At 32.4% G+C, this 26,361-nt stretch carries 26 protein-coding genes and 1 tRNA gene; 11 read left to right on the top strand and 16 right to left on the bottom strand.

All coding sequences use genetic code 11. The features are described from left to right. Nucleotides 1-63 precede the first annotated feature (63 nt). From nosZ to ABGB03_RS13285, 3 genes are read right to left on the bottom strand one after another with little or no spacing between them, the layout of a single operon-like run. Nucleotides 64-2,034, bottom strand: coding sequence for a Sec-dependent nitrous-oxide reductase (nosZ, locus tag ABGB03_RS13295; protein ID WP_347923060.1), 1,971 nt, complete (start codon nt 2,032-2,034; stop codon nt 64-66). Between the two features lie 25 nt (nt 2,035-2,059). Further along, nucleotides 2,060-2,638 carry a fasciclin domain-containing protein gene (locus ABGB03_RS13290; RefSeq protein ID WP_347923059.1) on the bottom strand — a complete coding sequence of 193 codons (579 nt, stop codon included), beginning with the start codon at nt 2,636-2,638 and terminating at the stop codon, nt 2,060-2,062. A 6-nt stretch (nt 2,639-2,644) separates the two neighbouring features. Then, nucleotides 2,645-3,148, bottom strand: coding sequence for a cytochrome c (locus ABGB03_RS13285; protein ID WP_347923058.1), 504 nt, complete (start codon nt 3,146-3,148; stop codon nt 2,645-2,647). Between the two features lie 173 nt (nt 3,149-3,321). Here ABGB03_RS13285 and ABGB03_RS13280 point away from each other — a divergent pair, with 173 nt between their 5' ends. The 3 genes from ABGB03_RS13280 (at nt 3,322) to odhB (ending at nt 7,844) form a co-directional block, all read left to right on the top strand. Next, entirely contained in the window at nt 3,322-3,753 is a 432-nt protein-coding gene (locus ABGB03_RS13280; protein ID WP_347923057.1) for an Rrf2 family transcriptional regulator, read from the top strand. Between the two features lie 96 nt (nt 3,754-3,849). Then, nucleotides 3,850-6,609, top strand: coding sequence for a 2-oxoglutarate dehydrogenase E1 component (locus ABGB03_RS13275; protein ID WP_347923056.1), 2,760 nt, complete (start codon nt 3,850-3,852; stop codon nt 6,607-6,609). 26 nt (nt 6,610-6,635) lie between these two features. Continuing rightward, nucleotides 6,636-7,844: a 2-oxoglutarate dehydrogenase complex dihydrolipoyllysine-residue succinyltransferase gene (gene odhB / locus ABGB03_RS13270; RefSeq protein ID WP_347923055.1), complete on the top strand. Its 1,209-nt coding sequence runs from the start codon at nt 6,636-6,638 to the stop codon at nt 7,842-7,844. Nucleotides 7,845-8,209: 365 nt separating this feature from the next. Here odhB and ABGB03_RS13265 read toward each other — a convergent pair whose 3' ends face one another. Continuing rightward, nucleotides 8,210-8,833, bottom strand: coding sequence for a response regulator transcription factor (locus ABGB03_RS13265; protein ID WP_347923054.1), 624 nt, complete (start codon nt 8,831-8,833; stop codon nt 8,210-8,212). A 29-nt stretch (nt 8,834-8,862) separates the two neighbouring features. After that, nucleotides 8,863-9,300 (bottom strand): retropepsin-like aspartic protease, encoded by a 438-nt coding sequence (locus ABGB03_RS13260; protein WP_347923053.1) that lies wholly within the window; start codon nt 9,298-9,300, stop codon nt 8,863-8,865. A gap of 81 nt (nt 9,301-9,381) precedes the next feature. On the opposite strand from ABGB03_RS13260, the gene ABGB03_RS13255 reads away from it, so the two are divergent. The 8 genes from ABGB03_RS13255 (at nt 9,382) to ABGB03_RS13220 (ending at nt 14,636) form a co-directional block, all read left to right on the top strand. Beyond that, nucleotides 9,382-10,149, top strand: a complete 768-nt coding sequence (locus tag ABGB03_RS13255; RefSeq protein ID WP_347923052.1) for a TatD family hydrolase — start codon at nt 9,382-9,384, stop codon at nt 10,147-10,149. A gap of 2 nt (nt 10,150-10,151) precedes the next feature. Continuing rightward, nucleotides 10,152-11,177, top strand: coding sequence for an asparaginase (locus ABGB03_RS13250; RefSeq protein WP_347923051.1), 1,026 nt, complete (start codon nt 10,152-10,154; stop codon nt 11,175-11,177). 75 nt (nt 11,178-11,252) lie between these two features. Next, nucleotides 11,253-11,340: transfer RNA gene (locus ABGB03_RS13245), tRNA-Ser, on the top strand. Between the two features lie 122 nt (nt 11,341-11,462). After that, nucleotides 11,463-12,233: a MotA/TolQ/ExbB proton channel family protein gene (locus ABGB03_RS13240; protein ID WP_347923050.1), complete on the top strand. Its 771-nt coding sequence runs from the start codon at nt 11,463-11,465 to the stop codon at nt 12,231-12,233. A 28-nt stretch (nt 12,234-12,261) separates the two neighbouring features. Next, nucleotides 12,262-12,708 carry a hypothetical protein gene (locus ABGB03_RS13235; protein ID WP_347923049.1) on the top strand — a complete coding sequence of 149 codons (447 nt, stop codon included), beginning with the start codon at nt 12,262-12,264 and terminating at the stop codon, nt 12,706-12,708. Nucleotides 12,709-12,712: 4 nt separating this feature from the next. After that, nucleotides 12,713-13,333 carry a biopolymer transporter ExbD gene (locus ABGB03_RS13230; RefSeq protein ID WP_347923048.1) on the top strand — a complete coding sequence of 207 codons (621 nt, stop codon included), beginning with the start codon at nt 12,713-12,715 and terminating at the stop codon, nt 13,331-13,333. 27 nt (nt 13,334-13,360) lie between these two features. Further along, nucleotides 13,361-13,840, top strand: a complete 480-nt coding sequence (locus ABGB03_RS13225) for a biopolymer transporter ExbD (RefSeq protein WP_347923047.1) — start codon at nt 13,361-13,363, stop codon at nt 13,838-13,840. A gap of 94 nt (nt 13,841-13,934) precedes the next feature. Further along, nucleotides 13,935-14,636, top strand: a complete 702-nt coding sequence (locus tag ABGB03_RS13220) for a porin family protein (RefSeq protein ID WP_347923046.1) — start codon at nt 13,935-13,937, stop codon at nt 14,634-14,636. Here the strand turns inward: ABGB03_RS13220 and ABGB03_RS13215 are convergent. The 11 genes from ABGB03_RS13215 to rplM all read right to left on the bottom strand — a co-directional run bounded on the left by ABGB03_RS13215 (nt 14,631) and on the right by rplM (nt 26,337). Next, nucleotides 14,631-15,236: a hypothetical protein gene (locus ABGB03_RS13215; RefSeq protein ID WP_347923045.1), complete on the bottom strand. Its 606-nt coding sequence runs from the start codon at nt 15,234-15,236 to the stop codon at nt 14,631-14,633. The two genes, ABGB03_RS13220 and ABGB03_RS13215, sit on opposite strands and share 6 nt — an antisense overlap. Nucleotide 15,237: 1 nt before the next feature. Then, the gene (gene rpoN, locus ABGB03_RS13210; protein WP_347923044.1) at nt 15,238-16,692 is read right to left on the bottom strand and encodes an RNA polymerase factor sigma-54; all 1,455 of its coding nucleotides are present in this window, start codon (nt 16,690-16,692) and stop codon (nt 15,238-15,240) included. 93 nt (nt 16,693-16,785) lie between these two features. Next, on the bottom strand, nt 16,786-18,219 hold the full coding sequence (gene asnS / locus ABGB03_RS13205; protein ID WP_347923043.1) for an asparagine--tRNA ligase: 1,434 nt from the start codon (nt 18,217-18,219) through the stop codon (nt 16,786-16,788). 43 nt (nt 18,220-18,262) lie between these two features. Further along, a complete protein-coding gene (locus ABGB03_RS13200) occupies nt 18,263-20,656 on the bottom strand; it encodes an efflux RND transporter permease subunit (protein ID WP_347923042.1) in 2,394 nt (797 codons plus the stop codon). Between the two features lie 71 nt (nt 20,657-20,727). Further along, a complete protein-coding gene (locus tag ABGB03_RS13195) occupies nt 20,728-22,005 on the bottom strand; it encodes a hypothetical protein (protein WP_347923041.1) in 1,278 nt (425 codons plus the stop codon). 61 nt (nt 22,006-22,066) lie between these two features. Then, nucleotides 22,067-22,624 carry a ribosome recycling factor gene (gene frr, locus ABGB03_RS13190; protein WP_347923040.1) on the bottom strand — a complete coding sequence of 186 codons (558 nt, stop codon included), beginning with the start codon at nt 22,622-22,624 and terminating at the stop codon, nt 22,067-22,069. Nucleotides 22,625-22,682: 58 nt separating this feature from the next. Then, complete coding sequence (gene pyrH / locus ABGB03_RS13185; RefSeq protein WP_347923039.1) at nt 22,683-23,390, bottom strand: UMP kinase; 708 nt, start codon at nt 23,388-23,390, stop codon at nt 22,683-22,685. 120 nt (nt 23,391-23,510) lie between these two features. After that, entirely contained in the window at nt 23,511-24,485 is a 975-nt protein-coding gene (tsf, locus tag ABGB03_RS13180) for a translation elongation factor Ts (protein ID WP_347923038.1), read from the bottom strand. Between the two features lie 82 nt (nt 24,486-24,567). Beyond that, nucleotides 24,568-25,356: a 30S ribosomal protein S2 gene (gene rpsB / locus ABGB03_RS13175; RefSeq protein ID WP_347923037.1), complete on the bottom strand. Its 789-nt coding sequence runs from the start codon at nt 25,354-25,356 to the stop codon at nt 24,568-24,570. A 139-nt stretch (nt 25,357-25,495) separates the two neighbouring features. Then, on the bottom strand, nt 25,496-25,882 hold the full coding sequence (gene rpsI / locus ABGB03_RS13170; protein WP_167608150.1) for a 30S ribosomal protein S9: 387 nt from the start codon (nt 25,880-25,882) through the stop codon (nt 25,496-25,498). Then, nucleotides 25,882-26,337, bottom strand: a complete 456-nt coding sequence (rplM, locus tag ABGB03_RS13165) for a 50S ribosomal protein L13 (RefSeq protein WP_347923036.1) — start codon at nt 26,335-26,337, stop codon at nt 25,882-25,884. The genes rpsI and rplM overlap by 1 nt, the downstream gene beginning before the upstream one ends. Between the last annotated feature and the right edge of the window lie 24 nt (nt 26,338-26,361).

The raw sequence follows: 26,361 nt of genomic DNA, 5'->3' as shown, positions 1-26,361 counted from the left end.
TTTGATAGGAAAATAAACACTAAAACAAAATTCTCCTAATTTTATACTTATTTAATATGTTATTTATTCAATGTCTTCACCAAGCGACCATTTTAATGGTGTATTAGCATTTTTGGCAGATACACGAACATAACCTTGCATTTCTTGGTGTAATGCAGAACAGAAATCTGTACAATAGAAAGGCCAAACACCTTCTTGTTTTGGTTCCCAAGTAAATGTTTCTGTTTGTCCTGGCATAATTAGTAATTCGGAAGTGTTAGCTCCAATCATACTTATACCATGAGGTACATCGTAATCTTGTTCTAAATTAGTCACATGAAAATATACCTTGTCGCCTACTCTAATACCTTCTATGTTATCTGGTGAGAAGTGACTACGTATAGTTGTCATGTATATGTGAACTGTATTACCGTCACGTACAACCTTTGTTTCTCCTTCACTTTTTGCAGCATAAGGGTGGTTATTGTCTTCTAAATTAAATATTTTTTTAGAACGAGCTTTTATTAAATCGGCAGGAGCACCAGCTGCATAGTGAGGTTCTCCAATAGTTGGAAAATCTAATAACAATTCCATTTTTTCACCTGAAATGTCATACAGTTGCGCAGACTGTGTAACTTCGGGACCAGTTGGTAGGTAACGGTCTTTAGTAATTTTATTCATTGCAACTACATACTTGCCAAATGGTTTTCTAGAGTTTCCACCAGGAATCATTAAGTGACCAACTGAGTAGTAACAAGGTTGTCTATCTATAACTTCCCAAGTACCTAATTTCCATTTCACAACTTCTGAAGAAATAAAGAATGTAGTGTAAGCATTTCCTTTTCCATCAAATTCTGTATGTAATGGGCCTAAACCTGAAGATTCAACAGTTCCAGCCAACACATCTTCAAAATTTATGATAGGGATACCATAAGCATCGCCTGCAAATTTTTCATTTTCTATAGCGTCTAACATTTTTGTAAATGAATGTACAGTTAAGGCAGATGACAATTTTCCGTTTCCTATAATATATTCTCCAGTTGGATCTACATCACAACCATGAGGTGATTTTGGAGTTGGTAAGAAATATACTGCTCCAGGGACATCTAAAGGATTTACTGTAAGTACTTCTTTCTTCATTGTAGAAGTAGCCATATGTGTTGACTCATCATAAACGTTATGAGCATAATTTGCTGGCATCATTGTACCTCCACCATTGTTAACATACTCTTCAATTTTTTTCCAGTTTACGGCAGCAATAAAATCTTTATCATTTTGAGAAGCATTAACTTCCATAAGCGTACTAGCTTCTTCTGTATTATACGTTGTAAAGAAGAACCAACCATGAGATTTTCCACGACCAGGGTGTGATAAATCATAATCAAATCCAGGCATTATTAATTGGAATTTTATATCCATATGACCATGTTCAGGATCTACAGAGATAAAAGATAAAGATCCTTTAAAGTTTCCTTTATAATCCTTAATTGGCATATCTCTTTGTGGAATTGGGACAGAAAAACGTGTTCCAGCTACAACATATTCTGTGTTCTCTGTAACAAAAGAAGAGCTATGGTTACCTGCACTATTAGGTATCTCGATAATTTCAGTAGTTTCAAAAGTAGATAAATCTATTTTTGCAATACGAGGTGTATTATTACCATTAATAAATATCCATCGACCATCTATTTCTCCAGCAGTTTGCGAAATATCTGGATGGTGACTATCATCCCAAGGCACAAAACCATGTGATGTGTTTAACATTGGTTTAGTTTCTTCGTTATAACCATAAGCTTTTTCTGCATCTTGTGAGAACACAGGAATCACTTTAAATAAACGTCCAGATGGAAGACCGTAAACAGATAGCTGCCCACTAAATCCACCTGAGATGAATGCGTAAAATTCGTCATGCTCACCTGGAGCCACATATACTTTTTCGGCAACGTTGCTCGCTAAAGCTCCAGACTTGCTATCTGACTTCTCTGAATTATTACAACTTGTAAATGCTACTAGAACACTTAACATTGCAATAGTTGATTTAATTATATTTTTCATTTTTTTTATTTTGATTAGTGTTATTTTACTCATTTGATGGTGGCAAAAGCACCTTGTCGATAACATGGACAATACCATTTCCTGCTGGCACACTAGCTAAAATTTTTGCACCTCCAATTAATGGTTCACCATCAACAACTTCGACTTGTACATAGCCATTATTTGCCTGTCCTAACTTTTTAAACTTCTTTATAAAATCTTTAGAATAGTTCCCAGGTGTTACATGATACTTTAAGATATTTGCTAAGGCATCCTTGTTTTCTGGTTTTAATAAATTTTCTACAGTGCCTTCTGGTAGCGCAGCAAAAGCTTCATTAGTAGGAGCAAATACCATTAGCGGGCCTGCATTTACTAAAGCGTTTTCTAATTGTGCAGCTTGAACAGCAGCGACTAAAGTGGTATGATCTTTAGATCCTATTGCAATACTTAAAACGGTTGGCTTACTTTCATCATCTGTTATAAAAGCTTGACCAGATCGTTCTTCTGTATTCGTATCAGCTTGATTAGCTGTAGAGGTCGTTGAGGCTTCTTTGTTTTCATTTTTACATGAACAAACCAATGCTACTAGTGTAAAAACAAAAAATAGATGTTTAATTGATTTCATATATGCTTATTTTAATGTTCTAAAATATTCAAGGACATTTCTGGCTTCTTCTTCTGTTAAGTTTTGATTTGCCATAGGAGAGCCGTTAAACTCAATTAATAGAGCTTTTGCTAAAGGATCTTTTTGAGTCATTCCTTCAGGATCTAGGATCATGTTCATCACCCATTCTGGTGTTCTCTTTTTTAGAATTCCTGTTGGCGCAGGACCAATGAATTTTTTATCAATTCTATGGCAAGCGGTACACATTTTATCATATACTTCTTTTCCGCGAGTCGCCATGACTTGATCTACTGGAGCAGATATGTCTACAGATGTTATTGGCCCAACACCCTTATTGGTTAAATCTATTGTTTCGGATGCTTTTGTATTAGTAGTTTTTGGCTCTGCTTTTGTTGTTGTTTGTTTTTTAAGTTGAACTTTTGTCTTTTCTTCCTTCTTTTCTTCACCACCTCCACAGCTTAAAGCCAATAAGGTAATTGCTAGTGTTAAAATTTTTAGTGTTGATTTCATTCTGTTTTAGGTTTTATCTAATTTTTTGTTCAAATTTTAGGTGTATAAAAAATTTAAAAATGATTTTATGGAGCAAAAGTATAATCTATAGAGGCATTAAAACATGATAAAAATCATATTTAGGACGAAAACATCTTTTTTATATTTACAGTATCTTAATTAATTTCAAAAACATGTTTTCAAACTCATCAAAATATGCTATTAAAGCTGTTTTATTTCTATCTGTTAACTCTAGTGAAGATAATAGAATAAGAGTTAAGGATATGGCAGAACCTATTAATGTTCCTCAAGCATATTTAGCGAAATTATTACAAGAATTATCTAGAGAGGATATAATATCTTCAAAGAAGGGATCTAAAGGCGGATTTTTTTTAAGTGAGGAAAATGCAAACCATACTTTAATGGATATTGTTAATGTTATTGATGGAGATGATAAGTTTAATTCTTGTTTGTTAAGTCTAGAAAAGTGTAATTCAAATAAACCGTGTCCGTTACATGATATAGCAAGTCCAAGTAGGTCAAAATTCATTCAAAGTCTTAATCAAAATACCATCAAAAATTTTTCTTTACAAATAGAACAAGGCAAGGTTTTCTTACCACTATAAAAGATGTGTTTTTAATAGAAAAAAAGACATCACATTTTACTAAAAGTTGTATTTTTGAAAAAATTTTCTTGACGTAAGAAAGTCTTAAAAAAAATAATGGATAAATATTCCTTTTTAAACGCAGCACATACGGCATATTTCGCTGATCTTTACGAACAATATTTAGAAAATCCAGATTCGGTTGAACCAAGTTGGAGAGCTTTTTTTCAAGGCTATGATTTTGGCAGTGAAAATTATGGTTTATATGGTGAAATTGTAGAAGGTGTTTCAGCGCAAATTCCAGAACATGTTCAGAAAGAATTTCAAGTTATAAAACTTATTGAAGGTTATAGAAATAGAGGACATTTATTTACAAAAACAAACCCTGTTCGTGCCAGACGTAAGTATACACCAACTTTAGAGATTGAAAACTTTGGATTATCTCAAAGCGATTTGAATACTGTTTTTAACGCAGGAGATGTTTTAGGTATAGGAGCGCAAACTCTTAGTGAGATAAGAAAGCATCTTGAAGCTATTTATTGTGAAGCCATTGGTGTAGAATATATGTACATACGTCAACCAGAAGAAATTAAATGGATTCAAGATAAGCTTAACAGTAATGATAATCATACAAAATTTTCAATAGACCAAAAAAAGCATATCCTTGAAAAGTTAAATGAAGCAGTGTCTTTTGAAAACTTCTTGCACACAAAATATGTTGGTCAAAAGCGATTTTCACTTGAAGGGGGTGAAACGTTAATACCAGCTCTTGATGCTGTTATTGAAAAAGCTGCTTCTTATGGTGTGAAAGAATTTGTTATGGGAATGGCACATCGTGGTCGACTAAGTACACTCACTAATATATTTGGTAAATCTGCTAAAGATATTTTTAGCGAGTTTGATGGTAAAGACTACGAAGAGAAAGTGTTTGATGGTGATGTGAAATACCATTTGGGATGGACTAGTAAGCGCACAACAGATAATGGTAATAGAATTAACTTAAGCATAGCTCCAAACCCTTCGCATCTTGAAACAGTTGGAGCAGTTGTTGAAGGAATCACAAGAGCAAAACAAGATAAATATTACCCAGACGATTTTAGTAAAGTCTTACCAATTGTAGTACATGGGGATGCTGCTATTGCTGGACAAGGACTTGTTTATGAAGTTGTACAAATGGCAAAACTGGATGGATACAAAACCAACGGAACCATTCATATTGTTGTAAATAACCAAATTGGGTTTACAACCAATTATTTAGATGCTCGTTCGAGTACGTATTGTACAGATGTTGCAAAAGTAACGTTATCACCAGTTTTACACATTAATGCTGATGATGCTGAAGCGGTTGTTCATGCAGTATTATTTGCACTAGATTTTAGAATGACATTTAAGCGTGATGTTTTTATTGATTTGCTAGGTTATAGAAAATATGGGCATAATGAAGGAGATGAACCTAGATTTACTCAACCAAAATTATATAAAGCTATTTCAAAGCATCTAAATCCAAGAGATATTTATGCAACTAAATTAATTGAAGAAGGAATTATTGATAGCAATTATGTAAATAAGCTTGAATCTGATTACAAGGCAATGTTAGAGTCTGAATTAGAAGATTCAAGAAAAGAGAATAAAACAGTCATAACGCCATTTATGCAAGAAGATTGGAAGGATTTTAGAAGAGCCAATGCTTCAGAAATAATGATTCCAATTGATACTACATATCCTAAAAACAAATTAGAAAAGATAGCTGAAGTAATTTCGACTCTTCCAAAGAATAAAAAATTTATTCGAAAAATAGAGCGTCTTATTGAATCTAGAAAAACAATGTTCAATGAAGATAAGTTGGATTGGGCAATGGGTGAGCACTTGGCTTATGGGACACTGTTAGAAGAAGGGTTTGATGTTCGTATTTCTGGTCAAGATGTAGAACGTGGTACATTTTCTCATCGTCATGCAGTTGTTAAAGTTGAAGATAGTGAAGAAGAAATTATTTTACATAATAGTATAAGTGATAACCAAGGAGAATTTCATATTTATAATTCACTTTTATCAGAATATGGTGTTGTAGGTTTTGATTATGGTTATGCTATGGCAAGTCCAAATACGTTAACGATTTGGGAAGCACAATTTGGAGACTTTAGTAATGGTGCACAAATAATGTTGGACCAATACATTTCGGCAGCAGAAGATAAATGGAAGCTTCAAAATGGATTGGTAATGTTATTACCACATGGCTACGAAGGTCAAGGAGCTGAGCATTCTTCAGCACGTATGGAACGCTATTTACAATTATGCTCAAGAGATAATATGTTTGTTGCAGATTGTACAACACCTGCAAATATGTATCATTTGTTAAGACGACAAATGAAAGCAAATTATAGAAAGCCTTTAATTGTTTTTACACCAAAAAGTTTATTACGTCATCCAAAAGTTGTTTCAACAGTTGATGAATTCTCTAACGGTAATTTTCAAATGCTTATTGATGATGTCGAAGCTAATGTTGAACAAATAAAATCTTTGGTATTTGTGACAGGAAAATTTTACTATGATTTATTGGAAGAACAAGAAAGATTAGGAAGGAAAGATGTTGCAATAGTAAGGATAGAGCAATTATTTCCATTACCAATCGAAGATATTCGTTTAGTGATAAACAAATATAAGAATGTAGAAGAAATAGTTTGGGCTCAGGAAGAACCACGAAATATGGGAGCTTACAGCCATATGATGATGCATATTGATGAAGCTAGAACTTGGAGAGCAGCCACAAGAAGACCTTATAGTGCTCCAGCCGCGGGAAGCTCAACAAGGTCAAAAAGGCGACATCAAGAAGTTATAGATTTCGTTTTTGATAAAGCAAAAGATAACCAACGTAGATAACATTATAAAACTAAAATATATATAGAATGATTTTAGAAATGAAAGTTCCGTCACCAGGAGAATCAATCACAGAAGTTGAAATAGCAGAATGGTTGGTAGAAGATGGAGATTATGTAGAAAAAGATCAAGCCATTGCTGAGGTAGATAGTGACAAAGCAACTTTAGAACTGCCTGCAGAAGCAAGCGGAGTAATTACTTTAAAAGCTGAAAGTGGGGATGCTGTTGCAGTTGGACAAGTAGTTTGTTTAATTGACACAAGCGCTACAAAACCAGAAGGAACTGTACCAGTAAAAAAAGTTGAGAAAGTTGAAACTGCCCAATCAACTGTGCAAGCTACTTCTTCAAGCCAAACCTATGCTACAGGAACACCAAGTCCTGCTGCTAATAAAATATTAGCCGAAAAAGGTATAGATGCTTCTCAAGTTAATGGCTCTGGAAGAGATGGACGCATAACAAAAGAGGATGCTATTAAAGCGGTACCTTCAATGGGACAAGCAATTAATGTCGAAGGCAGAGGAAGCTCAAGAAGTAAAATGTCTATGCTTCGTCGTAAAGTAGCAGAAAGATTAGTTGAAGCAAAGAATACTACAGCAATGCTAACGACCTTTAACGAGGTTGATATGTCTCCTATTTTTGCATTACGTAAAGAATATAAAGAAGCTTTCAAAGAAAAGCATGGAGTAGGTCTAGGCTTTATGAGTTTCTTTACATTAGCTGTCGTTAGAGCATTAAAAATGTATCCCGCTGTCAATTCTATGATAGACGGTAAAGAAATGATAAGCTATGATTTTTGCGATATTAGTATTGCAGTATCTGGACCTAAAGGATTAATGGTTCCGGTAATTAGAAATGCCGAAGATTTAACTTTTAGAGGTGTTGAGGCTGAAGTGAAAAGATTAGCCATTAGAGCAAGAGATGGTCAAATAACTGTTGATGAGATGACTGGAGGTACTTTTACTATATCTAATGGAGGTGTTTTTGGAAGTATGTTATCTACGCCAATTATTAATCCACCGCAAAGTGGTATTTTAGGAATGCATAACATTGTTGAACGTCCAGTCGCTATTGATGGTAAAGTTGAAATACGACCAATCATGTTTGTAGCATTGTCTTACGATCATAGAATTATTGATGGAAGAGAATCTGTAGGGTTTTTGGTAGCTGTTAAAGAAGCTTTAGAAAATCCAATCGAATTATTAATGGATAATGATATTAAGAAAGCTTTAGAGATGTAATAAAATATTTGTTAATTTAAAAAGGCGTTTGTTTAACAAACGCCTTTTTTATTCATATTAAACTAACTAACAGATTAATAGAAATTACTACAATTGTTATAGTAACTAATCCAACTAATAAAATTTTACGCCAAAGAGTAGTATAATTTTTATTCATTAATATTTGGGGTTTATTCTTATAAAGAATGAAAGCTTCAGGCAACTAAACCTGAAGCCTTCCATAATTCTCCCTAAGAACTAATTAATAGCTTTGTAAATGTCATAAATAAAAGAATACCAAACAATACGTATAAATACGTATATTTGATTCTTTAAAACCTATTTACAAGAAAATCAAGCAGTTATATGTTTAAAAAAATTAAAATTTACAATAAAAAGTTTTCATTTTCTTTTGCAAACAATAAAAGACTGTTGTGTTTAGGCTCTAAACGAAATTTTTTAATAATATGGCTCTTGTGTTTTTCAACTGTTCTATAGGAGACATTTAAGATAGAAGCTATTTCTTTTGCTGTTTTATTCTGCGTTATTAATTTGAGGATTCTTTTTTCCGAAGGTGTTAAACTATTTATATCTATATTATTTTGTTCAATTGAAAACTGATTTTCAATTTCTTTACTAAAATATGGAGTGCCCTTAACGACTGCCTTTAAACAATTTTCAATTTCAACTAAAGCAAACTCTTTTAATAAGTAACCATAGATATTATACTGTTTTGCTTGTTTATAAAACGCACTACTTTTTTCAAACGTAATTAGCACAATTTTGGTGTCTAATTTACCTTGACATAGTTCGGCTATTTCAATACCAGTTAGATGTGGCATTCTTATATCAAGAATGGCAATATCTGGTTCATGTTTAACAATCAGTTTATAGGCCTCTTTTCCGTCAGTGGCACTATCAATAATATTGTACTTTTTTTCAAACAAAAAATCCTGTAAGCCCTTAAGGACTAATGGGTGGTCATCAGCAATAATTATTGATGGGTTCATAGAAGGATTAAGTAGAGTTGCTATTAATATTAGAGTTTAAGATATAAATATTTCTTATTGTAATCAATTATTGCTTTAGTTTTTTTTAAAATGTCTGCACCAATAATACCATGAACAGGGTTTGAATTGTGGTTAGTTAAAGCGGTATTTACATGAGCTAAATCAAATAGAATGATTGAAGTTTTTTTTGATACCCATTTACCTATCTTAACTGTATTCTTTTTTGAAACTTGTGTGAGCATATCTATTGCTCCTGCGCCAGCAGCTTTTACCTCTGAGTCTTCTACTGTTAACCCAAATGTGTCGGTAAAAGTAAAATCAACACATGAGTTTGATGCTCCTGTATCCAAAATAAACTGTCCTTTTTTGCCATTAATCATAGCTTTTAATTCAAAATGATTAGTTTTTGTAAGGTGTATCTTTATTTTGGTGTAACCTTTTTTTAATAAAAATTGCTGTAAGCTCATAGTTAAATAGTTGGGTCGTGCTTTAGTATATTGCTTTTTTAAGAGCTTTCAAATATAGTAATCAAAGCTTACTTTTGCTAAATGATAATTACCGATACACATACACATTTATATAGTGAGGCTTTTAATGATGATCGTAGAGAAATGATGCAGAGAGCTTTTAGCAATAATATTACACGTTTTTTTATTCCAGCTATAGATTCAACCTATACAAAAGCAATGCTTAAACTCGAGGAGGATTATCCTAATAATGTATTTTTGATGATGGGTTTACATCCTACTTCTGTTAAAGAAAATTACAAGGAGGAACTAGCTCATGTTGAAAAACTATTATCTGAACGAGCTTTTATAGCCATTGGCGAAATAGGTATTGACTTGTATTGGGACAAATCAACATTAAACATACAACAGGAAGCATTTAGGCATCAAATTAAATTATCCAAGAAATATAAATTGCCAATAGTGATTCATTGCAGAGACTCGTTCGATGAGATTTTTGAAATTTTAGAAGAAGAAAAAGGAGACGATTTATTCGGAATTTTTCATTGCTTTACAGGAACATTAGAGCAAGCTCAAAGAGCTATCTCCTATAATATGAAATTAGGAATAGGTGGCGTAGTAACATTTAAAAATGGAAAGATAGACCAATTTTTAAATCAAATAGATTTATACCATATAGTTTTAGAGACAGACTCACCTTATTTGGCTCCAACACCGTACCGTGGAAAACGCAATGAAAGTAGCTACATAATTAATGTGTTAGAAAAATTGTCATATATATATGGTATAACTACAAAAGAAATTGCCGAAATTACCACAGCCAATTCAAGAGACGTTTTTAAAATTTAGAAATGAAAATACCAAACATACTTTTAATATATACAGGAGGAACTATTGGGATGATTAAGGATCCCGAAATAGGAGCGTTACGTTCTTTTGATTTTGATAATTTACTAGATAAAATACCAGAATTAAAACTTTTATCTTGTTCTATTGAGACCATTTCTTTTGGAGAGCCCATAGATTCTTCAAATATGAGTCCAGATTATTGGAATCAAATCGCTGAAATAATTGAACAAAATTATCATTCTTGTGATGGTTTTGTGGTATTGCATGGAAGTGATACTATGAGTTATACTGCTTCCGCATTAAGTTTTATGTTAGAAAACTTAGCAAAACCTGTGATTTTTACAGGATCACAATTACCAATAGGAGATTTACGTACCGATGCTAAAGAAAATTTAATTACATCAATTCAAGTAGCTTCGCTTCAAGAAAAAGAACAGCCTCTTATAAAAGAAGTATGTCTTTATTTTGAATATAAATTATATCGAGGTAACAGAACCACAAAGATTAATGCTGAACATTTTGAAGCCTTTGCTTCTTTAAATTATCCAGATTTAGTAGAATCTGGTGTACACCTTAAAGTAAATAAAGAGTATTTGCTTAAACCAAAAAAAGGCAAGTCATTACGAGTCCACAAAACGCTTAATAATAATACTGCGATTATTAAGTTGTTTCCTGGAATTTCTAAAAATGTGATGCGTTCTATTTTTTCTACTCCAAGCATAGAAGGTGTGATATTAGAAACTTATGGTGCGGGAAACACAACAAATATAGAGTGGTTTATTGATATACTAAAAGAGTATATTGATAAAGGGATACATATAGTTAATGTAACACAGTGCTCAGGAGGTAGTGTAATAATGGGGCAATATGAAACGAGTACACAACTAAAAGATATAGGTGTAATTTCGGGAGGCGATATGACAACTGAAGCTGCGATAACCAAACTCATGTATTTATTAGGTAAGAATTTATCTATAAAAAAATTCAAGAAACTTTTTGAAAGTTCATTACGCGGAGAGATATCTTAAAATTAACAACCAAAATTTTAGCGTTTAAACTTTTTTTTGTTATTTGAGCCGCTGTAACTAAAAAATAAAAGTTATAGAGAGGTGGCCGAGTGGTCGAAGGCGCACGCCTGGAAAGTGTGTATACGTCAAAAGCGTATCGAGGGTTCGAATCCCTTCCTCTCTGCAAAAGAGATAATTGCGATTTCCCTAATAGAAATGACTAATCTCTAAATAAATTTTAATTTTTTAATTACAATTTTTTTATATCTTTAACGCTTTAACTAATAAAATTAAGATCAAGAACTAATGAAAAGATTATTTTCTATTCTAGCCATCGCATGTATTATGGCATTCGGAACTGTAAATGCAAGTACAAACGCGAACACTACTACAACAATTGTTAATACGGTTGTTTCAGCCCAAGAAGATGGAGCTGCTGCTGAAGAACTTGGATTTCATCAGGAATTAAAAAAGAGATTTATTGAAGGAGGCCCTGGATTTATGGGTATTGTATTGTTATGTTTAATTCTTGGATTAGCAATTGCTATAGAAAGAATTATCTTTTTAAACTTATCTACTTCAAATTCTAAAAAATTAACTCAAAATGTTGAAGACGCACTTGCATCTGGTGGTGTTGAAGCAGCAAAAGAAGTTTGTAGAAATACAAAAGGACCTGTTGCATCTATATTCTATCAAGGATTAGATCGTGCAGATGAAGATATTGATGCTGCAGAAAAAGCAGTTGTTGCTTATGGTGGGGTACAAATGGGACAGTTAGAAAAAAACGTATCTTGGATATCATTATTTATCGCATTAGCACCAATGTTAGGGTTCATGGGAACAGTAATTGGTATGATTCAAGCATTCGATAAAATTGAGGCTGCTGGAGACATGCAACCATCTTTAGTTGCAGGAGGTATTAAAGTTGCACTTCTTACAACCGTGTTTGGTCTAATTGTTGCTATTATATTACAGATATTTTATAATTATATCATTTCAAAAATTGATGCAATTGTAAACGATATGGAAGATGCATCAATTTCATTGATGGATTTATTAGTAAAACACAAGAAGTAATAACAACAACTTAAAATCTTTATAGATTATGAATTTGCAAAAAATAATAAAACTTGTTGCTGCAATAGTTGGAGTTATTTCAATATTCTTTCTTATAAGAATTATTGGAGCAGGAGATGAAGCTCTTGAAACTTCACCTGATTTACAAGACAGTATAGTGTCGCCTTTTATGTACATAGCGTACCTTATATTAGGAATAATGGTCTTTTTAGTTGTTATATTTTCAGTAAAACAAATGTTTTCTAATACAGCAACATTAAAAAAGACCTTAACTAATGTTGGAGCTTTTGTAGCTTTAGCCTTAGTAGCATATTTTGGATTTGCTAATGGTATTGAAACACCTTTAAGAGATGGAGAAGTTTTAACAGCAGGGAATTCACAATTAGTGGGGGCAGGATTATACTTATTCTACTTTTTAGTGTTTATTGCAGTTGGAATTATGCTATTTTCTGGAATTAAAAAAATGATTAAGTAAAATTATGGCAAAAAGATCAGCACCAGAAGTTAATGCAGGCTCTATGGCCGACATTGCCTTCTTACTGTTAATATTTTTCTTGGTAACTACGACTATGGAAAAGGATTCTGGAATTAGCAGAAAGCTGCCTCCAATGGAAGAATCTGAAGAAGATGTAGTGATTAGACAGAGAAATATATTTACAGTACTGTTAAATAGAAATGATCAATTGATGGTTGAAGATGAGGTAATGGAGTTAAAAGATTTAAGAGATGCTGCTGTTGAGTTTTTAGACAATGGTGGTGGCGAAAACGCCAACGGTGAAAAATGTGATTACTGTAAAGGAAAAAGAGACACTAACTCGTCAGATCATCCAGACAAGGCAATTATTTCCTTAAAAAATGATAGAGAAACATCTTATAAAGCGTATATCTCAGTTCAAAATGAATTGGTAGGCGCTTATAATGTACTAAGAAATAGAAGAGCTTTAGAGATAGGGCCTCAAAAAGGTTTTAGAGATATGAACTTTGCAGAAATGCAAAAAAACCTTAAAGACGTGAATTGGCCTGGGAATAAGAAAAAGTTAGAAGAGGTAATAGACCAAATAAAAAAGGAATACCCTCAAAAACTTTCTGAAGTACAATAATAATTTAAAACTTAATACAACAATAATATGTCTAAGTTTAAAAAGAAAAAAGGAGGAGATTTACCAGCGGTAAACACAGCATCATTACCAGATATTGTATTTATGCTATTATTCTTTTTTATGGTTGCAACCGTAATGAGAGAAGATACACTTATGATTGAGAATAGATTACCAAGTGCAGATCAAATTGAAAAGCTTGAGAAGAAAAATCTGGTAATGTATATTTATGTTGGAAAACCAAGTAGTCAATATAAGGCAAAGTATGGTGATGAAGCTAGAATTCAGTTAAATGATAAGTTTGCTCAAGTTAGTGAAATAGCTGCATTTATAGCTGCGGAGCGTGCTACAAAAAGGGAAGAAGAAGTTCCTTTTCTGACAACCTCTTTAAGAGTTGATAAAGAAGCAAACATGGGAATTGTAGGAGATATTAAGCAAGAACTTAGAAAAGTAAATGCCTTAAAAATTAATTATACTACAGCGCAAGGAGATGTTTCTAATAATAATTAATTAGAAAATAATCTTAATTTGTTAGATAATATTGAAAAGCACTCTTATTAGAGTGCTTTTCTTTTGCGTTATATTTGTAACTATTAGAAATATTATGAAACGATTATTGTTTTTTATTATAGCATCGTTTTGTGTACAACTTTCATTTTCGCAAAATGTTAGTAATACACTGGTTAGTGACAGATTAGATTATAAGTATAAGGAAGATCAATACTATTTTGGGGTAACATATAATACATTAACAAATATGCCAAAAGGAATGCGCCAAAATAGCTTTTCAAGCGGGTTTCATTTTGGAATGATTAAAGATATGCCAATTAACAAACGACGTAATGTTGCTATTGGTGTTGGATTAGGATATTCTACCAATTCTATAAATCATAATCTATTAATTTCGAAGACACAGAACGATTCCTATACATATGAGCTTCTAAATGACTCTGAGTTCACTAAAAACAAGTTTGTACAGCATCTTGTTGAAGTTCCATTAGAGTTTCGCTGGCGTACATCTACAGCTAGTACTTATAAATTTTGGAGAATTTATTCCGGAATCAAATTTGGATATGTATTTGCTTCAAATACAAAGTTTAAAAATTCAACAGAGCAAATAAAAAATAATAATATTAAAGATTTTAACCAATTGCAATATGGGCTTACTTTAGCAATTGGCTATGATTCATGGAACGCATATATGCATTATACCCTAAATTCAATATTCGATTCTAGAGCACAATTAAATAATAACAACTTGGATGCTAAAATGCTGAAAATAGGCATAATGCTTTATATTCTATAACCAATAGTTAAGCATAATTATTTGAGGAATCATTCCAATAAATAATCCAATTAACAGCTCTATATTATTATGCGCTTTTAAGTGTAATCTTGAGGTTGCAATTGCTCCAGCGATTATACACATGAGTATTATTGAGCCATTTATATTAATATGGTAATGAATACTAATACCTATGAAAAACATAACAATCCCACCAGCTGCTGTCATATGAATACTTGGCTTGAATTGCAATATAGCTAGCATTAAACAAGCTAGAGTAGATAATAGTATTCCTATAAAAAAACAATACAATTCAATAAGTTCATTACTTGGTAACACACGTTGTAGTACTAAAAAAACGATAATACAGTTAAGAGCTAATGGTAAAATACGCTCTTTTGCTGTTGGTAGATTTACCGACTTTACTTTTTTAAAAGTTTTTAATAATAGAAAAAGTAGAATTGGAAGTATAACAGTTAGGAGTCCGATAGAAAATAGTTTGGCTTTAATAAACTCGACTGGCAAATACCTTGGAGATTTTGAAAAAAAGAAAGCAGTGCCTAAAAGGGGCATGAAAAGTGGATGAAAAATGAACGATATGCTTCTTAAAAATGCACTCATCCTAAATTTGTTTTCTCAACCTAGCTACAGAGATATCTAATTGTTCACGATATTTTGCGACTGTTCTTCTAGCTATTGGATACCCTTTTTCTTTTAAAATTGCTGCAAGTTTTTCATCAGTTAAAGGTTTTCTTTTATCTTCATCTTCAATAACTGTCTCCAATATTTTTTTAATTTCTCTGGTTGAAACATCTTCTCCTTGATCATTTTTCATTGACTCACTAAAGAATTCTTTAATTAGCTTAGTGCCATATGGAGTATCGACATATTTACTGTTTGCTACTCTTGAAACGGTAGAAACATCCATCTCAATTTCGTCAGCTATATCTTTTAAAATCATTGGTTTTAACTTGCGCTCATCACCAGTTAAAAAATATTCTTTTTGATAGTGCATAATGGCACTCATAGTAACAAATAATGTTTGCTGTCGTTGTCTAATAGCATCAATAAACCATTTTGCAGCATCTAACTTTTGTTTTATAAAGAGTACCGCATCTTTTTGAGATTTAGATTTGTCTTTAGACTCTTTATAACCTTTAAGCATGTTATTGTATTCTCTAGATACATGAAGCTCAGGAGCATTTCTTCCATTTAGAGTTAGTTCTAATTCGCCATCAACAATTTTTATAGTAAAATCTGGTACTACATGTTCTACCATTCGTGTATTTCCTGAAAACGAACCACCTGGTTTAGGGTTTAATCGCTCAATTTCATGAATAGCATCTTTTAGTTGCTCTTCTGTAATATCAAATTTTTGTAGTAGTTTTTTGTAGTGTTTTTTTGTAAACTGCTCAAAGGCTTTATCTATTATTTTTTGAGCCAATTCAATATTTGGTGTAGGTGTTTTACGGTGTAATTGTATGCTTAAACATTCTTGTAACCCTCTTGCGCCAACACCAGCTGGATCTAATTGCTGAACTATGGAAAGAACATTCTCAATTTTATCTTCGGTAGTATAGACGTTTTGCGTAAACGCCAAATCATCCATAATATCAGAAAGTTCACGCCTTATATAACCACTTTCATCTACACTACCCACTAAGAACAAAGCGATTTGCTCCTCCTCATCATCAAGTCTAAAAGTGTTTAATTGGGATTTTAAATGCTGTGTAAAAGAGGTTCCAGAAGCATAAGGAATGCTTTTGTCTTCATCATCGACACTATAATTATTTGCCTGCATTCTATAATCAGGAATCTCATCATCACTTAAATATTCGTCAACATTTATATCTTCAGCATTGATAGAGTCACTGTCATTGAAATCTTCAGAGTTATCAAAATCATCATCAAACTCATCAGTTTTATCTTTACCACTTTCAAGTGCAGGGTTTTCTTCTAACTCTTGCTTTAAACGCTGCTCAAAAGCTTGTGTAGGTAACTGAATTAACTTCATCAGTTGTATTTGCTGAGGAGATAATTTTTGAGACAATTTAAATTGTAAATACTGCTTAAGCATTGTGTTATTTGGGTTTAGAGTAAAAATAAATAAAACAATCTACATTATGTTAGAACGAAGATTGTTTTATTTAAATATATTTATTCTTAAAAATTAGAATTCAGCATTTTGAGGTGTTCTTGGATAAGGGATTACATCTCTAATATTACCCATTCCAGTAACGAACATTACTAAACGCTCAAAACCTAGTCCAAATCCAGAATGCACAGCTGTTCCATATTTTCTTAAATCTAGATACCACCAAAGTTCTTCTTCAGGAATATCTAGTGCAGCCATTTTTTCTTTAAGAACCTCTAGCCGTTCTTCACGTTGACTTCCACCTACTATTTCACCAATTCCTGGGAATAAAATATCCATAGCACGAACTGTTTTTTTATCCTCATTTAAACGCATGTAGAATGCTTTGATGTTTGCAGGATAATCAAATAAGATTACAGGACATTTAAAGTGTTTTTCAACTAAAAAACGCTCATGTTCACTTTGTAAATCGGCTCCCCATTCATTGATTAAATATTGAAACTTCTTTTTCTTATTTGGTTTAGAATTTCTTAAAATATCAATGGCTTCAGTATAACTTACTCGTTTAAAATTGTTTTCAACAACAAATTTTAGCTTGTTGGTAAGTGTCATTTCATTACGCTCTGTTTGCGGTTTAGATTTATCTTCTTGAGTTTGACGTTGCTCTAAAAATGCTAAATCATCTTTGTTATTTTCTAATACATAATTTAGTACAGATCTCATAAAGTCTTCGGCTAAATCCATGTTTCCATCTAAATCCATAAAAGCCACCTCAGGTTCAATCATCCAAAATTCAGATAAATGACGAGATGTATTAGAGTTTTCTGCTCTAAACGTTGGTCCAAATGTATAGACCTTGCCAAGAGACATGGCATAAGTTTCAGCTTCCAATTGTCCAGAAACAGTAAGATTTGCTTCTTTTCCAAAGAAATCTTTGGAGTAATCTACTCTCCCATCTTCAGTAAGTGGAGGATTCTTAGCATCCAGCGAACTTACACGAAACATCTCACCAGCACCTTCAGCATCGCTACCTGTAATTATTGGTGTGTGCATGTAGTAGAATCCATTGTCATTAAAGTACTTATGAATAGCAAACGATAATGATGAACGTAAACGCATCACTGCACTAAACGTATTTGTTCGAGTACGTAAATGTGCGTTTTCACGTAAAAATTCAAGGGAATGCTTTTTAGGCTGAATAGGATATGTTTCAGGATCTGAATCTCCTAAAATTTCTATCGACGTCGCTTGGACTTCGACATTTTGTCCTTTTCCTTGACTCTCAACCAAAAGACCTTTTATATAAATCGCAGCTCCAGTAGTAATTCTTTTAAGAGTAGCTTCGTCAGTATTTTCGAAATCTACTACACATTGAATATTATTGATGGTAGAACCATCATTTAAAGCAATAAAACGATTTGCTCTAAAGGTTCTAACCCAACCTTTAACTTCTATATCTATTAATGTGGTTTCTTGCGATAGTAATTCTGAAACAGTACTTAATTTCATTATTCTTTTAATTTAAGCTGCAAAGATAAGGCATTCCTCCAAATTATTTATCCGCATTTTTATCTTCTTCTGGGATAATTCTAAAGTGAGGTTCTTTTAAAACTTCTTTGTTGGCAATGCTTCTTTCTAATGATAATAAAAGTGATGGTAATAGTAGTAAATTTGCTAACATAGCAAAGAGAAGTGTTCCTGAAACTAAAGCTCCAAGTGCTACTGTACCACCAAAATTTGATATTATAAAAACTGAAAACCCAAAGAATAATACAATAGAGGTATAGAACATACTAACACCAGTTTCTCGTAATGCTGCGTATACCGATTTTCTAATCCTCCAATGATTGGCTTGAAGTTCTTGCCTGTATTTTGCTAAGAAATGGATGGTATCGTCTACCGAAATACCAAAAGCAATACTAAATACCAAAATTGTGGATGGTTTAATAGGTACACCTAAATATCCCATTAAACCTGCTGTAATAAGTAATGGTAATAAGTTAGGAATTAATGACACAATTATCATTCTAAAAGACCTAAACATATAAGCCATAAAAAGCGATATTAAGAAAATGGCTAACGATAAGGATAAGATGAGGTTATTTACTAGATACTTAGTACCCTTTTGAAATAAATAGGCTTTTCCAGTTATAATAACATCGTATCTATCTTTTGGAAATACTTTATCAATTTTTGTTCGGAGATTGTCTTCAATACGCTCCATTTTATCTATACCACTATCTTTCATAAACGTGGTAATTCTTGCATATTGTCCAGTAGAATCTACAAAGTTTTTAAGCAAATCCACATCACTTGAAGAATTTTTTGCGTAAGATAGAATAAAGCTATTTTCCTGAGATGTAGGTAACTGATAATATTTTAGGTTGCCATTATAATAAGCTTGCTTCGAGTACTTTACTAAACTCACTATTGAAATTGGCTTGGAAAGCTCGGGAGTTTCAATAATGAGTTCCTCAAGTTCATTCATTCGCTTTAATGTAGCGAGTTTCATCACTCCCTTTTTCTGGTTTGTATTAACCATTATTTCTAAAGGCATAATACCATTAAACTCTTCTTCAAAGAATCGAATATCTTTAAAAAATGCAGCCTTTTTTGGCATATCTTCAATTAAGCTTCCAGATATTTTTATTTGATAAATACCAATAATACTTGCAATTAATAGGATAAGGGCTGTTGCATAAATAGTAATTTTTCTATGTCTAACCATGTTTTCCATCCAATCGACAAATCCATTTATCCAACGCTTATTTAAATGCTCTAGATGCTTGTCTTTTGGCATTGGCATATAACTATAAATGACAGGAATAATGAGAAGACACAGCAGGAATATTCCAAGAATACTTAGCGAAGCTACAGTTCCAAACTCTTTCAACAATTTACTTTCGGTAATAATAAAGGTTGCAAAACCAGAAGCCGTAGTAACGTTGGTCATTAAAGTGGCATTTCCAATTTTAGTAATAACCCGCTGTAACGACTTTGCTTTATTACCATGTTTATTTACCTCATGCTGATATTTATTTATTAAAAATATACAGTTAGGAATACCAATAACAATAATTAATGGCGGAATTAAAGCTGTAAGTACTGTAATTTCATATTCTAGTAAACCAATAATCCCAAAAGTCCACATAACACCTATAAGCACTACAAACATTGAAATAAAAGTGGCTCTAAAAGACCTAAAGAAGAAAAAGAAAATGATTGATGTAACTAATAATGCTGCACCAATAAAAAGACTTATTTCATCAATAATATTTTGAGAATTTAATGTGCGTATGTAAGGCATTCCAGATACACGAACATCTAGATTATATTTTGTTTCAAATGCTTCAATTTTAGGAATGAGAATGTTAGTAATAAAATCTTTTCTTGCAGGAGTATTGACAATTGATTTTTCAAGATATATGGCAGATCTAATGGTTTTTGTCTCTTTATTAAACAAAAAATTATCATAAAAAGGATACTGCTCAAAGAGCTGTTCTTGTAGCTCATTAAGTTCATTAACGTTGCTAATGGAATCCTTTATAAATGGTTTAAGATCAAACTGCTCTTTTTGAGTGTTTTTTACTAATTTTTGAAGATCATAAATAGAAACAACTGTTTCGACTTCTTTGTTAGATTTAAAACTAGTTGATAGTTTATTCCATGCATTTAAGTTATCAATAGCAAAAAGAGAAGCATCTTTAATACCAAGAACAATTAAATTACCTTCTTCTCCAAAAGTTTCTAAAAATGAATTGTACTCTAAATTAACACTATGCTCATCAGGTAATAAGTTTGCTTCGGTATAGGTAAATCGCATCTTATCCCATTGCCAACTAAAGAAGAATGTTGCAGCAATTACAACTAGAATAATACCAATTCTGTTTCGTAGAATTAATCTAGCAATAGCTTCCCAAAAACCGACCGAAAAAAGTTTTATCATAGCAAAAATAATGGCAGCAAAGGTAGATAAAATGAATAGATAATTAGCCTAAATACAAGGATTTAATAAGATTAATCCAGACTAATATTAAAAGTGAATTTTACAGCAATATTATCTTCAAGAGTTGGTAAATGATAAGCGCCATAGCGATAGGCAAAGCTAAGACCAAAACCAAAAAAAAACTTGTTTATTTCTAAACCAGATTCCGTAAAGCCCTTATCAAGTGTATTAAAGCTAATACCTTCATGTCTATAAGGGTCTTTCATCGTTCCAAAAGCAAATCGAGAAATGAACACTAATTGTGGTTTAAACCAAGGTGAAATATTAAATGGTGCTAACTCGTGTTTTATTTGAAACGTTGCAAATTTATCCGAAAAGAACTCATTAAAATACATAGTTTCAAAACTATTAGTTCCTGCAACCGAAAACCTATTCCAGATAGTTTCTTTATTTACATTATTAGGATATGCATGATACATATGCGTAAGTGGCGTGTTTTCACTTGTCATACCTGTAGTTAAAACTAACTCTGTTGAGGCATTGTTTTTGTAAATAAATTTTTGAATTGTTCTAAAATCTACTTTCGAGAAACTTAAATCACCATCCAATATGTTTGCTAAACTTTTGGTGTATTGAAGTGTAAATTTTGGATAACCTATGGTCGTTTCTTTTATACCATTATTGGTATATTCAAAATCACTAAAAGGGCTCCATTGTAATGAGGTTTTGAATAAAGTTAAATTGTAGCTATTGAAGCTTTCTTCGGAGCCTAGATTAAAAGTATAATTGTAGGTTGGGGATATTTTACTTATACCAAACTGCGTTTCGGTGATAATTTTTGGGTGTAATTGATGCTCTAATGTGATTGTCTTTGAAACATACTTATGAAACAAATTTATATTAATTAATCGAGGTTCAAAAAATTGAAAGAACCGTTTATCAGTTAAAAAATTAGAACTTCCTGTTTCTTGTAAATCATTTGTATATACTAAATTAATCCATGTATTTGTGCTTTTGGCAATTCTAAAACCACCACCAATGCTGTATTTAAAATTGTGATCTAAAAAACCATATACTGTATAACCTTGGAGTCTAAACTTTTTAGAGAAAGCGTTATTAGTTATACCTCCTAAACCTGTACGAAAACCTTCATATTGATTATATTTTATTAAATATCGTAAATCAATATTTAGATATTTAGTAGGGAAGTAGCCATTTCCAATGCTTTTTAGGAATTCTGCTTTACGAATAGAATCTTGCTGGCTCGTTTTAACAGATGTGCTATCTATCTGAGAAAAGCCTTTATTTGTAAAAAGGAGAATAAAAAATAAAGGCAAAAAGTATTTCATTAATTGATGTGATATAAAAGTATATATAACATAAAAAAAGCGACTTTAGTGTCGCTTTTAATTAAACTGTCATTATTTCTGTTTCCTTTACATGAAAAATGTCGTCGACTTTCTTAACATAGTTGTCAGTCATGGTTTGAATATCCATTTCTGCATTATTCTGTAAATCTTCAGAGGCATCGTCTACTTTTTTAATGTCATGATTAGCGTCTTTTCGGGCATTTCTTATACCTATTTTAGCATCTTCGGCTTCGGCTTTTGCTTGTTTTGCTAGTTCACGACGACGCTCTTCGGTTAAGGCAGGAACATTAATAATAATACTTTCGCCATTATTCATTGGGTTAAAACCAAGGTTAGCAATCATAATGCTACGTTCAATTTCTTGTAGCATACTTTTTTCCCATGGCTGTACAGTAATAGTTCTACCATCAGGCGTATTAACGTTAGCAACTTGATTTAACGGTGTTTGAGAGCCATAATAATCTACCATTACACTGCCTAGCATTGCAGGACTTGCTTTGCCTGCTCTAATATTTACAAACTGTTTTTCAAGATGCTTTATAGCAGCATCCATAGCTTCTTTTGCTGTGTCTAGTATAAATTGAATGTCTTCGTTCATTTCTAAAATTTTTAAATTATTATTTCAAAAACTAAGCCAAAAATAAGGAATAACGAGTTTATAAGTTTACTGTTGTACCAATATTTTCTCCAGAGACTACTTTTAATAGATTGCCTTTCTTATTCATATCAAAAACTATAATAGGCAACTCATTTTCTTGACTTAAAGTAAAAGCTGTAGTGTCCATAACTTTTAATCCTTTTCTTAAAACGTCATCAAAGCTAATGTTGTCAAACTTAACAGCAGCTGAATCTTTTTCTGGATCGGCATTATAAATACCATCAACACGAGTGCCTTTTAAAATTACATCTGCCTCAATTTCTATAGCTCTTAAAACAGCAGCCGAATCTGTTGTAAAGTATGGATTACCTGTCCCTCCACCAAAAATTACTACACGACCTTTCTCAAGGTGTCTCATAGCTTTACGTCGTATAAAAGGCTCTGCAACTTCATTTATTTTAATCGCAGATTGTAATCTAGTAGGTACGTTAGCATTTTCCAAAGCACTTTGTAACGCTAACCCATTTATAACGGTAGCGAGCATTCCCATATGGTCCCCTTGTACGCGATCCATTCCATTACTTGCACCAGAGACACCTCTAAAAATGTTTCCACCACCAATAACAATGGCAACTTCTACACCAAGATTTGTTATCTGTTTGATGTCTTGTGCATATTCAGATAGACGATCAGGGTCAATTCCATATTGTCTATTTCCCATTAAGGCTTCACCAGATAATTTGAGTAGGATTCTTTTATACTTCATTAGTTTGTTTGAAAGTTTAGCAAATATAATCAATATCTTATATTGGAAAAGTAGAAATTTTGTATAAAAAAAGCTTCGATGGCAATCGAAGCTTTTTTATAATTATGATAAGATTATTATCTATCCTAAAGATACACGAATAAAATTAGATACAGCTACATCACCATAAGAGTTAACATAACCTGCAACGTTTAATTTTTCGTCTTTAATAAAATCTTGATCTAGTAAACACTGTTCTTTATCTAAAGTAGTATTATCTGAAATAAAACGCTCCATTTTCCCTGGAAGGATTCTATCCCAAATTTGTTCTGGCTTACCTTCAGCTTTAAGTTCTGCTTTTGCATCTTCTTCAGCTTGAGTTAAAACTTCTGGAGTTAATTGAGACATAGAAATATACTTAGGTACATTTTTTAATGTTTTACCTAAACGCGCTAATTCTTCATTATCTTTTTCAATTACAGCGATTCTTGCTTCAGTTTCAGAAGCTACAAAAGCTGGATCAAAATCTTTGTAAGACAGTGTTGTTGCTCCCATAGAAGCAACTTGCATTGCTAAATCTTTAGTTAAAACATCTGCTTTATCAATTGAGCTATTTAACCCAACAATTGCAGCAATTTTACCAATATGTGTATAAGCACCAACATAAGGAGCTTCTATTCTTTCAAATGCTGTAATATCTATTTTTTCGCCAATAACACCAGTTTGCTCAATTAATTTTTCAGCAACAGTCATACCTCCAAAATCAGCAGTTAGAAAACCCTCTTTACTAGTATGGTTTATTGCTATTGCAACAAACTCTTCTGCTAGCGCTTTGAAAGAATCATTTTTACCTACGAAATCTGTTTCACATGCTAATACAATAGCAACTCCAACAGTATTATCGTCATTGATTTTTGTAATCGCTAAACCTTCAGTGGATTCGCGATCTGCTCTTTTTGCAGCAACTTTTTGTCCTTTTTTACGTAATACCTCAATAGCTTTATCAAAGTTTCCTCCAGCTTCTACTAAAGCATTTTTACAATCCATCATTCCTGCACCAGTAGCTTCTCTAAGCTTTTTTACATCTGCAGCACTTATTTTTACTGTATTTTCCATAATATTATTATAATAAAATAAAAGTCGTTTAATTTTTCTCCAAGAAAAGAACTAAACGACTTTTAAACTTTTTGAAATAGTTTTATTCTTCTTCTTGAGTCGCAGTTGCGGCTACTGGAGCAGCTTCAGTTTTTGCTTTAGCTTTTGGAGTGTCTTTCCCTTCAGCTTTAGCATCTTTTTCAGATTTTCTATCTGCTAATCCGTTTGCAATGCCATTACTAACGTGAGTTAAAATTTTATCGATAGATTTTGAAGCATCATCATTTGCTGGAATCACGTAATCAACCTGTCTTGGGTCTGAATTCGTGTCAACCATTGCAAAGATTGGAATGTTTAATTTTTGTGCTTCTTTAATTGCGATGTGCTCACGCTTAATATCAACTACAAACAAAGCTCCTGGAAGACGAGTCATATCAGAAATAGAACCTAAATTCTTTTCTAATTTTGCTCTTAAACGATCTACTTGTAAACGCTCTTTTTTAGAAAGCGTCATGAATGTTCCATCTTTCTTCATTCTATCAATAGAAGCCATTTTTTTAACAGCTTTTCTAATAGTAACAAAGTTAGTTAACATTCCACCAGGCCATCTTTCAGTGATGTAAGGCATATTTACGTTTCCTGCTTTTTCAGCAACAATGTCTTTAGCTTGTTTTTTGGTAGCTACAAATAAAATTTTTCTACCTGAGGCTGCAATTTTCCCTAAAGCTTGAGAAGCTTCTTCTAATTTTGCAGCTGTTTTGTAAAGGTTAATTATATGGATACCGTTACGTTCCATATAAATGTAAGGAGCCATGTTTGGATCCCATTTTCTGGTAAGATGTCCAAAGTGTACACCACCATCTAGTAAGTCTTTTACTTCTACTTTTGCCATTTTGTAATAGTTTACGTTCTGTTGAATTAGCAATGATTAAGTGGTCTTTATTTTAAATCGCCTTAATCATTTAGATGCTAAACTAAATCCTGACATTACTGTCATGGACAACAATAACTGGTTTAAATTTCTTTTAATATTAACGTTTAGAGAACTGGAATTTCTTACGAGCTTTCTTCTGTCCGAATTTTTTACGCTCAACCATTCTAGGGTCTCTTGTTAATAATCCTTCAGGTTTTAAGATACCTCTGTTTTCTTCATTAAGCTCACACATTGCGCGAGATAATGCTAAACGAACAGCTTCTGCCTGACCTGTAACACCACCACCAAATACATTTACTTTTACATCAAAGTTACCTTCGTTGTTAGTCAATGCTAACGGTTGGTTTACTTTGTACTGTAATGTAGCAGTTGGGAAGTATGTGTTAACATCTTTTTTGTTGACTGTGATGTTTCCTTTTCCTTCTGAAACATACACACGTGCAACAGCCGTTTTTCTACGACCAATTTTGTGAATTACTTCCATTAGTTAACTTCGTTTAAGTTAATTGCTTTTGGTTTTTGAGCAGCATGAGCATGCTCTGCACCAACAACAACATTTAAATTACGGAATAAAGCCGCACCTAATTTGTTTTTAGGGAGCATTCCTTTTACTGACTTTTCTACTAATCTTGCTGGATCTTTTCCAAACATTTCATTAGCAGTAAGCGATCTTTGTCCACCTGGATAACCTGTGTGACGAATGTACGTTTTGTCATTCCACTTGTTACCTGTTAAGTTGATTTTTTCGGAATTAATAACTATAACGTTATCTCCGCAATCAACGTGTGGTGTAAAGTTAGGCTTGTGTTTACCTCTTAAAAGTATTGCTACTTTAGAAGCTAAACGACCTAATGTTTGACCTTCAGCATCAACTAAAACCCACTCTTTATTAACAGTAGCTTTGTTTGCTGAAATCGTTTTGTAGCTTAATGTATCCACACTAAATTATTTTTCTAAATTAAA

Origin of the sequence: Pontimicrobium sp. SW4 (assembly GCF_039954625.1) — a bacterium.
Classification (GTDB): domain Bacteria; phylum Bacteroidota; class Bacteroidia; order Flavobacteriales; family Flavobacteriaceae; genus Pontimicrobium.
This window is presented reverse-complemented; position numbering and strand designations above follow the sequence as displayed.

Bases quoted from the DNA above. Each gene is read 5' to 3' on its own strand.
- nosZ (WP_347923060.1), bottom strand. From the start codon at position 2,034: ATGAAAAATATAATTAAATCAACTATTGCAATGTTAAGTGTTCTAGTA.
- ABGB03_RS13290 (WP_347923059.1), bottom strand. From the start codon at position 2,638: ATGAAATCAATTAAACATCTATTTTTTGTTTTTACACTAGTAGCATTG.
- ABGB03_RS13285 (WP_347923058.1), bottom strand. From the start codon at position 3,148: ATGAAATCAACACTAAAAATTTTAACACTAGCAATTACCTTATTGGCT.
- ABGB03_RS13280 (WP_347923057.1), top strand. From the start codon at position 3,322: ATGTTTTCAAACTCATCAAAATATGCTATTAAAGCTGTTTTATTTCTA.
- ABGB03_RS13275 (WP_347923056.1), top strand. From the start codon at position 3,850: ATGGATAAATATTCCTTTTTAAACGCAGCACATACGGCATATTTCGCT.
- odhB (WP_347923055.1), top strand. From the start codon at position 6,636: ATGATTTTAGAAATGAAAGTTCCGTCACCAGGAGAATCAATCACAGAA.
- ABGB03_RS13265 (WP_347923054.1), bottom strand. From the start codon at position 8,833: ATGAACCCATCAATAATTATTGCTGATGACCACCCATTAGTCCTTAAG.
- ABGB03_RS13260 (WP_347923053.1), bottom strand. From the start codon at position 9,300: ATGAGCTTACAGCAATTTTTATTAAAAAAAGGTTACACCAAAATAAAG.
- ABGB03_RS13255 (WP_347923052.1), top strand. From the start codon at position 9,382: ATGATAATTACCGATACACATACACATTTATATAGTGAGGCTTTTAAT.
- ABGB03_RS13250 (WP_347923051.1), top strand. From the start codon at position 10,152: ATGAAAATACCAAACATACTTTTAATATATACAGGAGGAACTATTGGG.
- ABGB03_RS13240 (WP_347923050.1), top strand. From the start codon at position 11,463: ATGAAAAGATTATTTTCTATTCTAGCCATCGCATGTATTATGGCATTC.
- ABGB03_RS13235 (WP_347923049.1), top strand. From the start codon at position 12,262: ATGAATTTGCAAAAAATAATAAAACTTGTTGCTGCAATAGTTGGAGTT.
- ABGB03_RS13230 (WP_347923048.1), top strand. From the start codon at position 12,713: ATGGCAAAAAGATCAGCACCAGAAGTTAATGCAGGCTCTATGGCCGAC.
- ABGB03_RS13225 (WP_347923047.1), top strand. From the start codon at position 13,361: ATGTCTAAGTTTAAAAAGAAAAAAGGAGGAGATTTACCAGCGGTAAAC.
- ABGB03_RS13220 (WP_347923046.1), top strand. From the start codon at position 13,935: ATGAAACGATTATTGTTTTTTATTATAGCATCGTTTTGTGTACAACTT.
- ABGB03_RS13215 (WP_347923045.1), bottom strand. From the start codon at position 15,236: ATGAGTGCATTTTTAAGAAGCATATCGTTCATTTTTCATCCACTTTTC.
- rpoN (WP_347923044.1), bottom strand. From the start codon at position 16,692: ATGCTTAAGCAGTATTTACAATTTAAATTGTCTCAAAAATTATCTCCT.
- asnS (WP_347923043.1), bottom strand. From the start codon at position 18,219: ATGAAATTAAGTACTGTTTCAGAATTACTATCGCAAGAAACCACATTA.
- ABGB03_RS13200 (WP_347923042.1), bottom strand. From the start codon at position 20,656: ATGATAAAACTTTTTTCGGTCGGTTTTTGGGAAGCTATTGCTAGATTA.
- ABGB03_RS13195 (WP_347923041.1), bottom strand. From the start codon at position 22,005: ATGAAATACTTTTTGCCTTTATTTTTTATTCTCCTTTTTACAAATAAA.
- frr (WP_347923040.1), bottom strand. From the start codon at position 22,624: ATGAACGAAGACATTCAATTTATACTAGACACAGCAAAAGAAGCTATG.
- pyrH (WP_347923039.1), bottom strand. From the start codon at position 23,390: ATGAAGTATAAAAGAATCCTACTCAAATTATCTGGTGAAGCCTTAATG.
- tsf (WP_347923038.1), bottom strand. From the start codon at position 24,485: ATGGAAAATACAGTAAAAATAAGTGCTGCAGATGTAAAAAAGCTTAGA.
- rpsB (WP_347923037.1), bottom strand. From the start codon at position 25,356: ATGGCAAAAGTAGAAGTAAAAGACTTACTAGATGGTGGTGTACACTTT.
- rpsI (WP_167608150.1), bottom strand. From the start codon at position 25,882: ATGGAAGTAATTCACAAAATTGGTCGTAGAAAAACGGCTGTTGCACGT.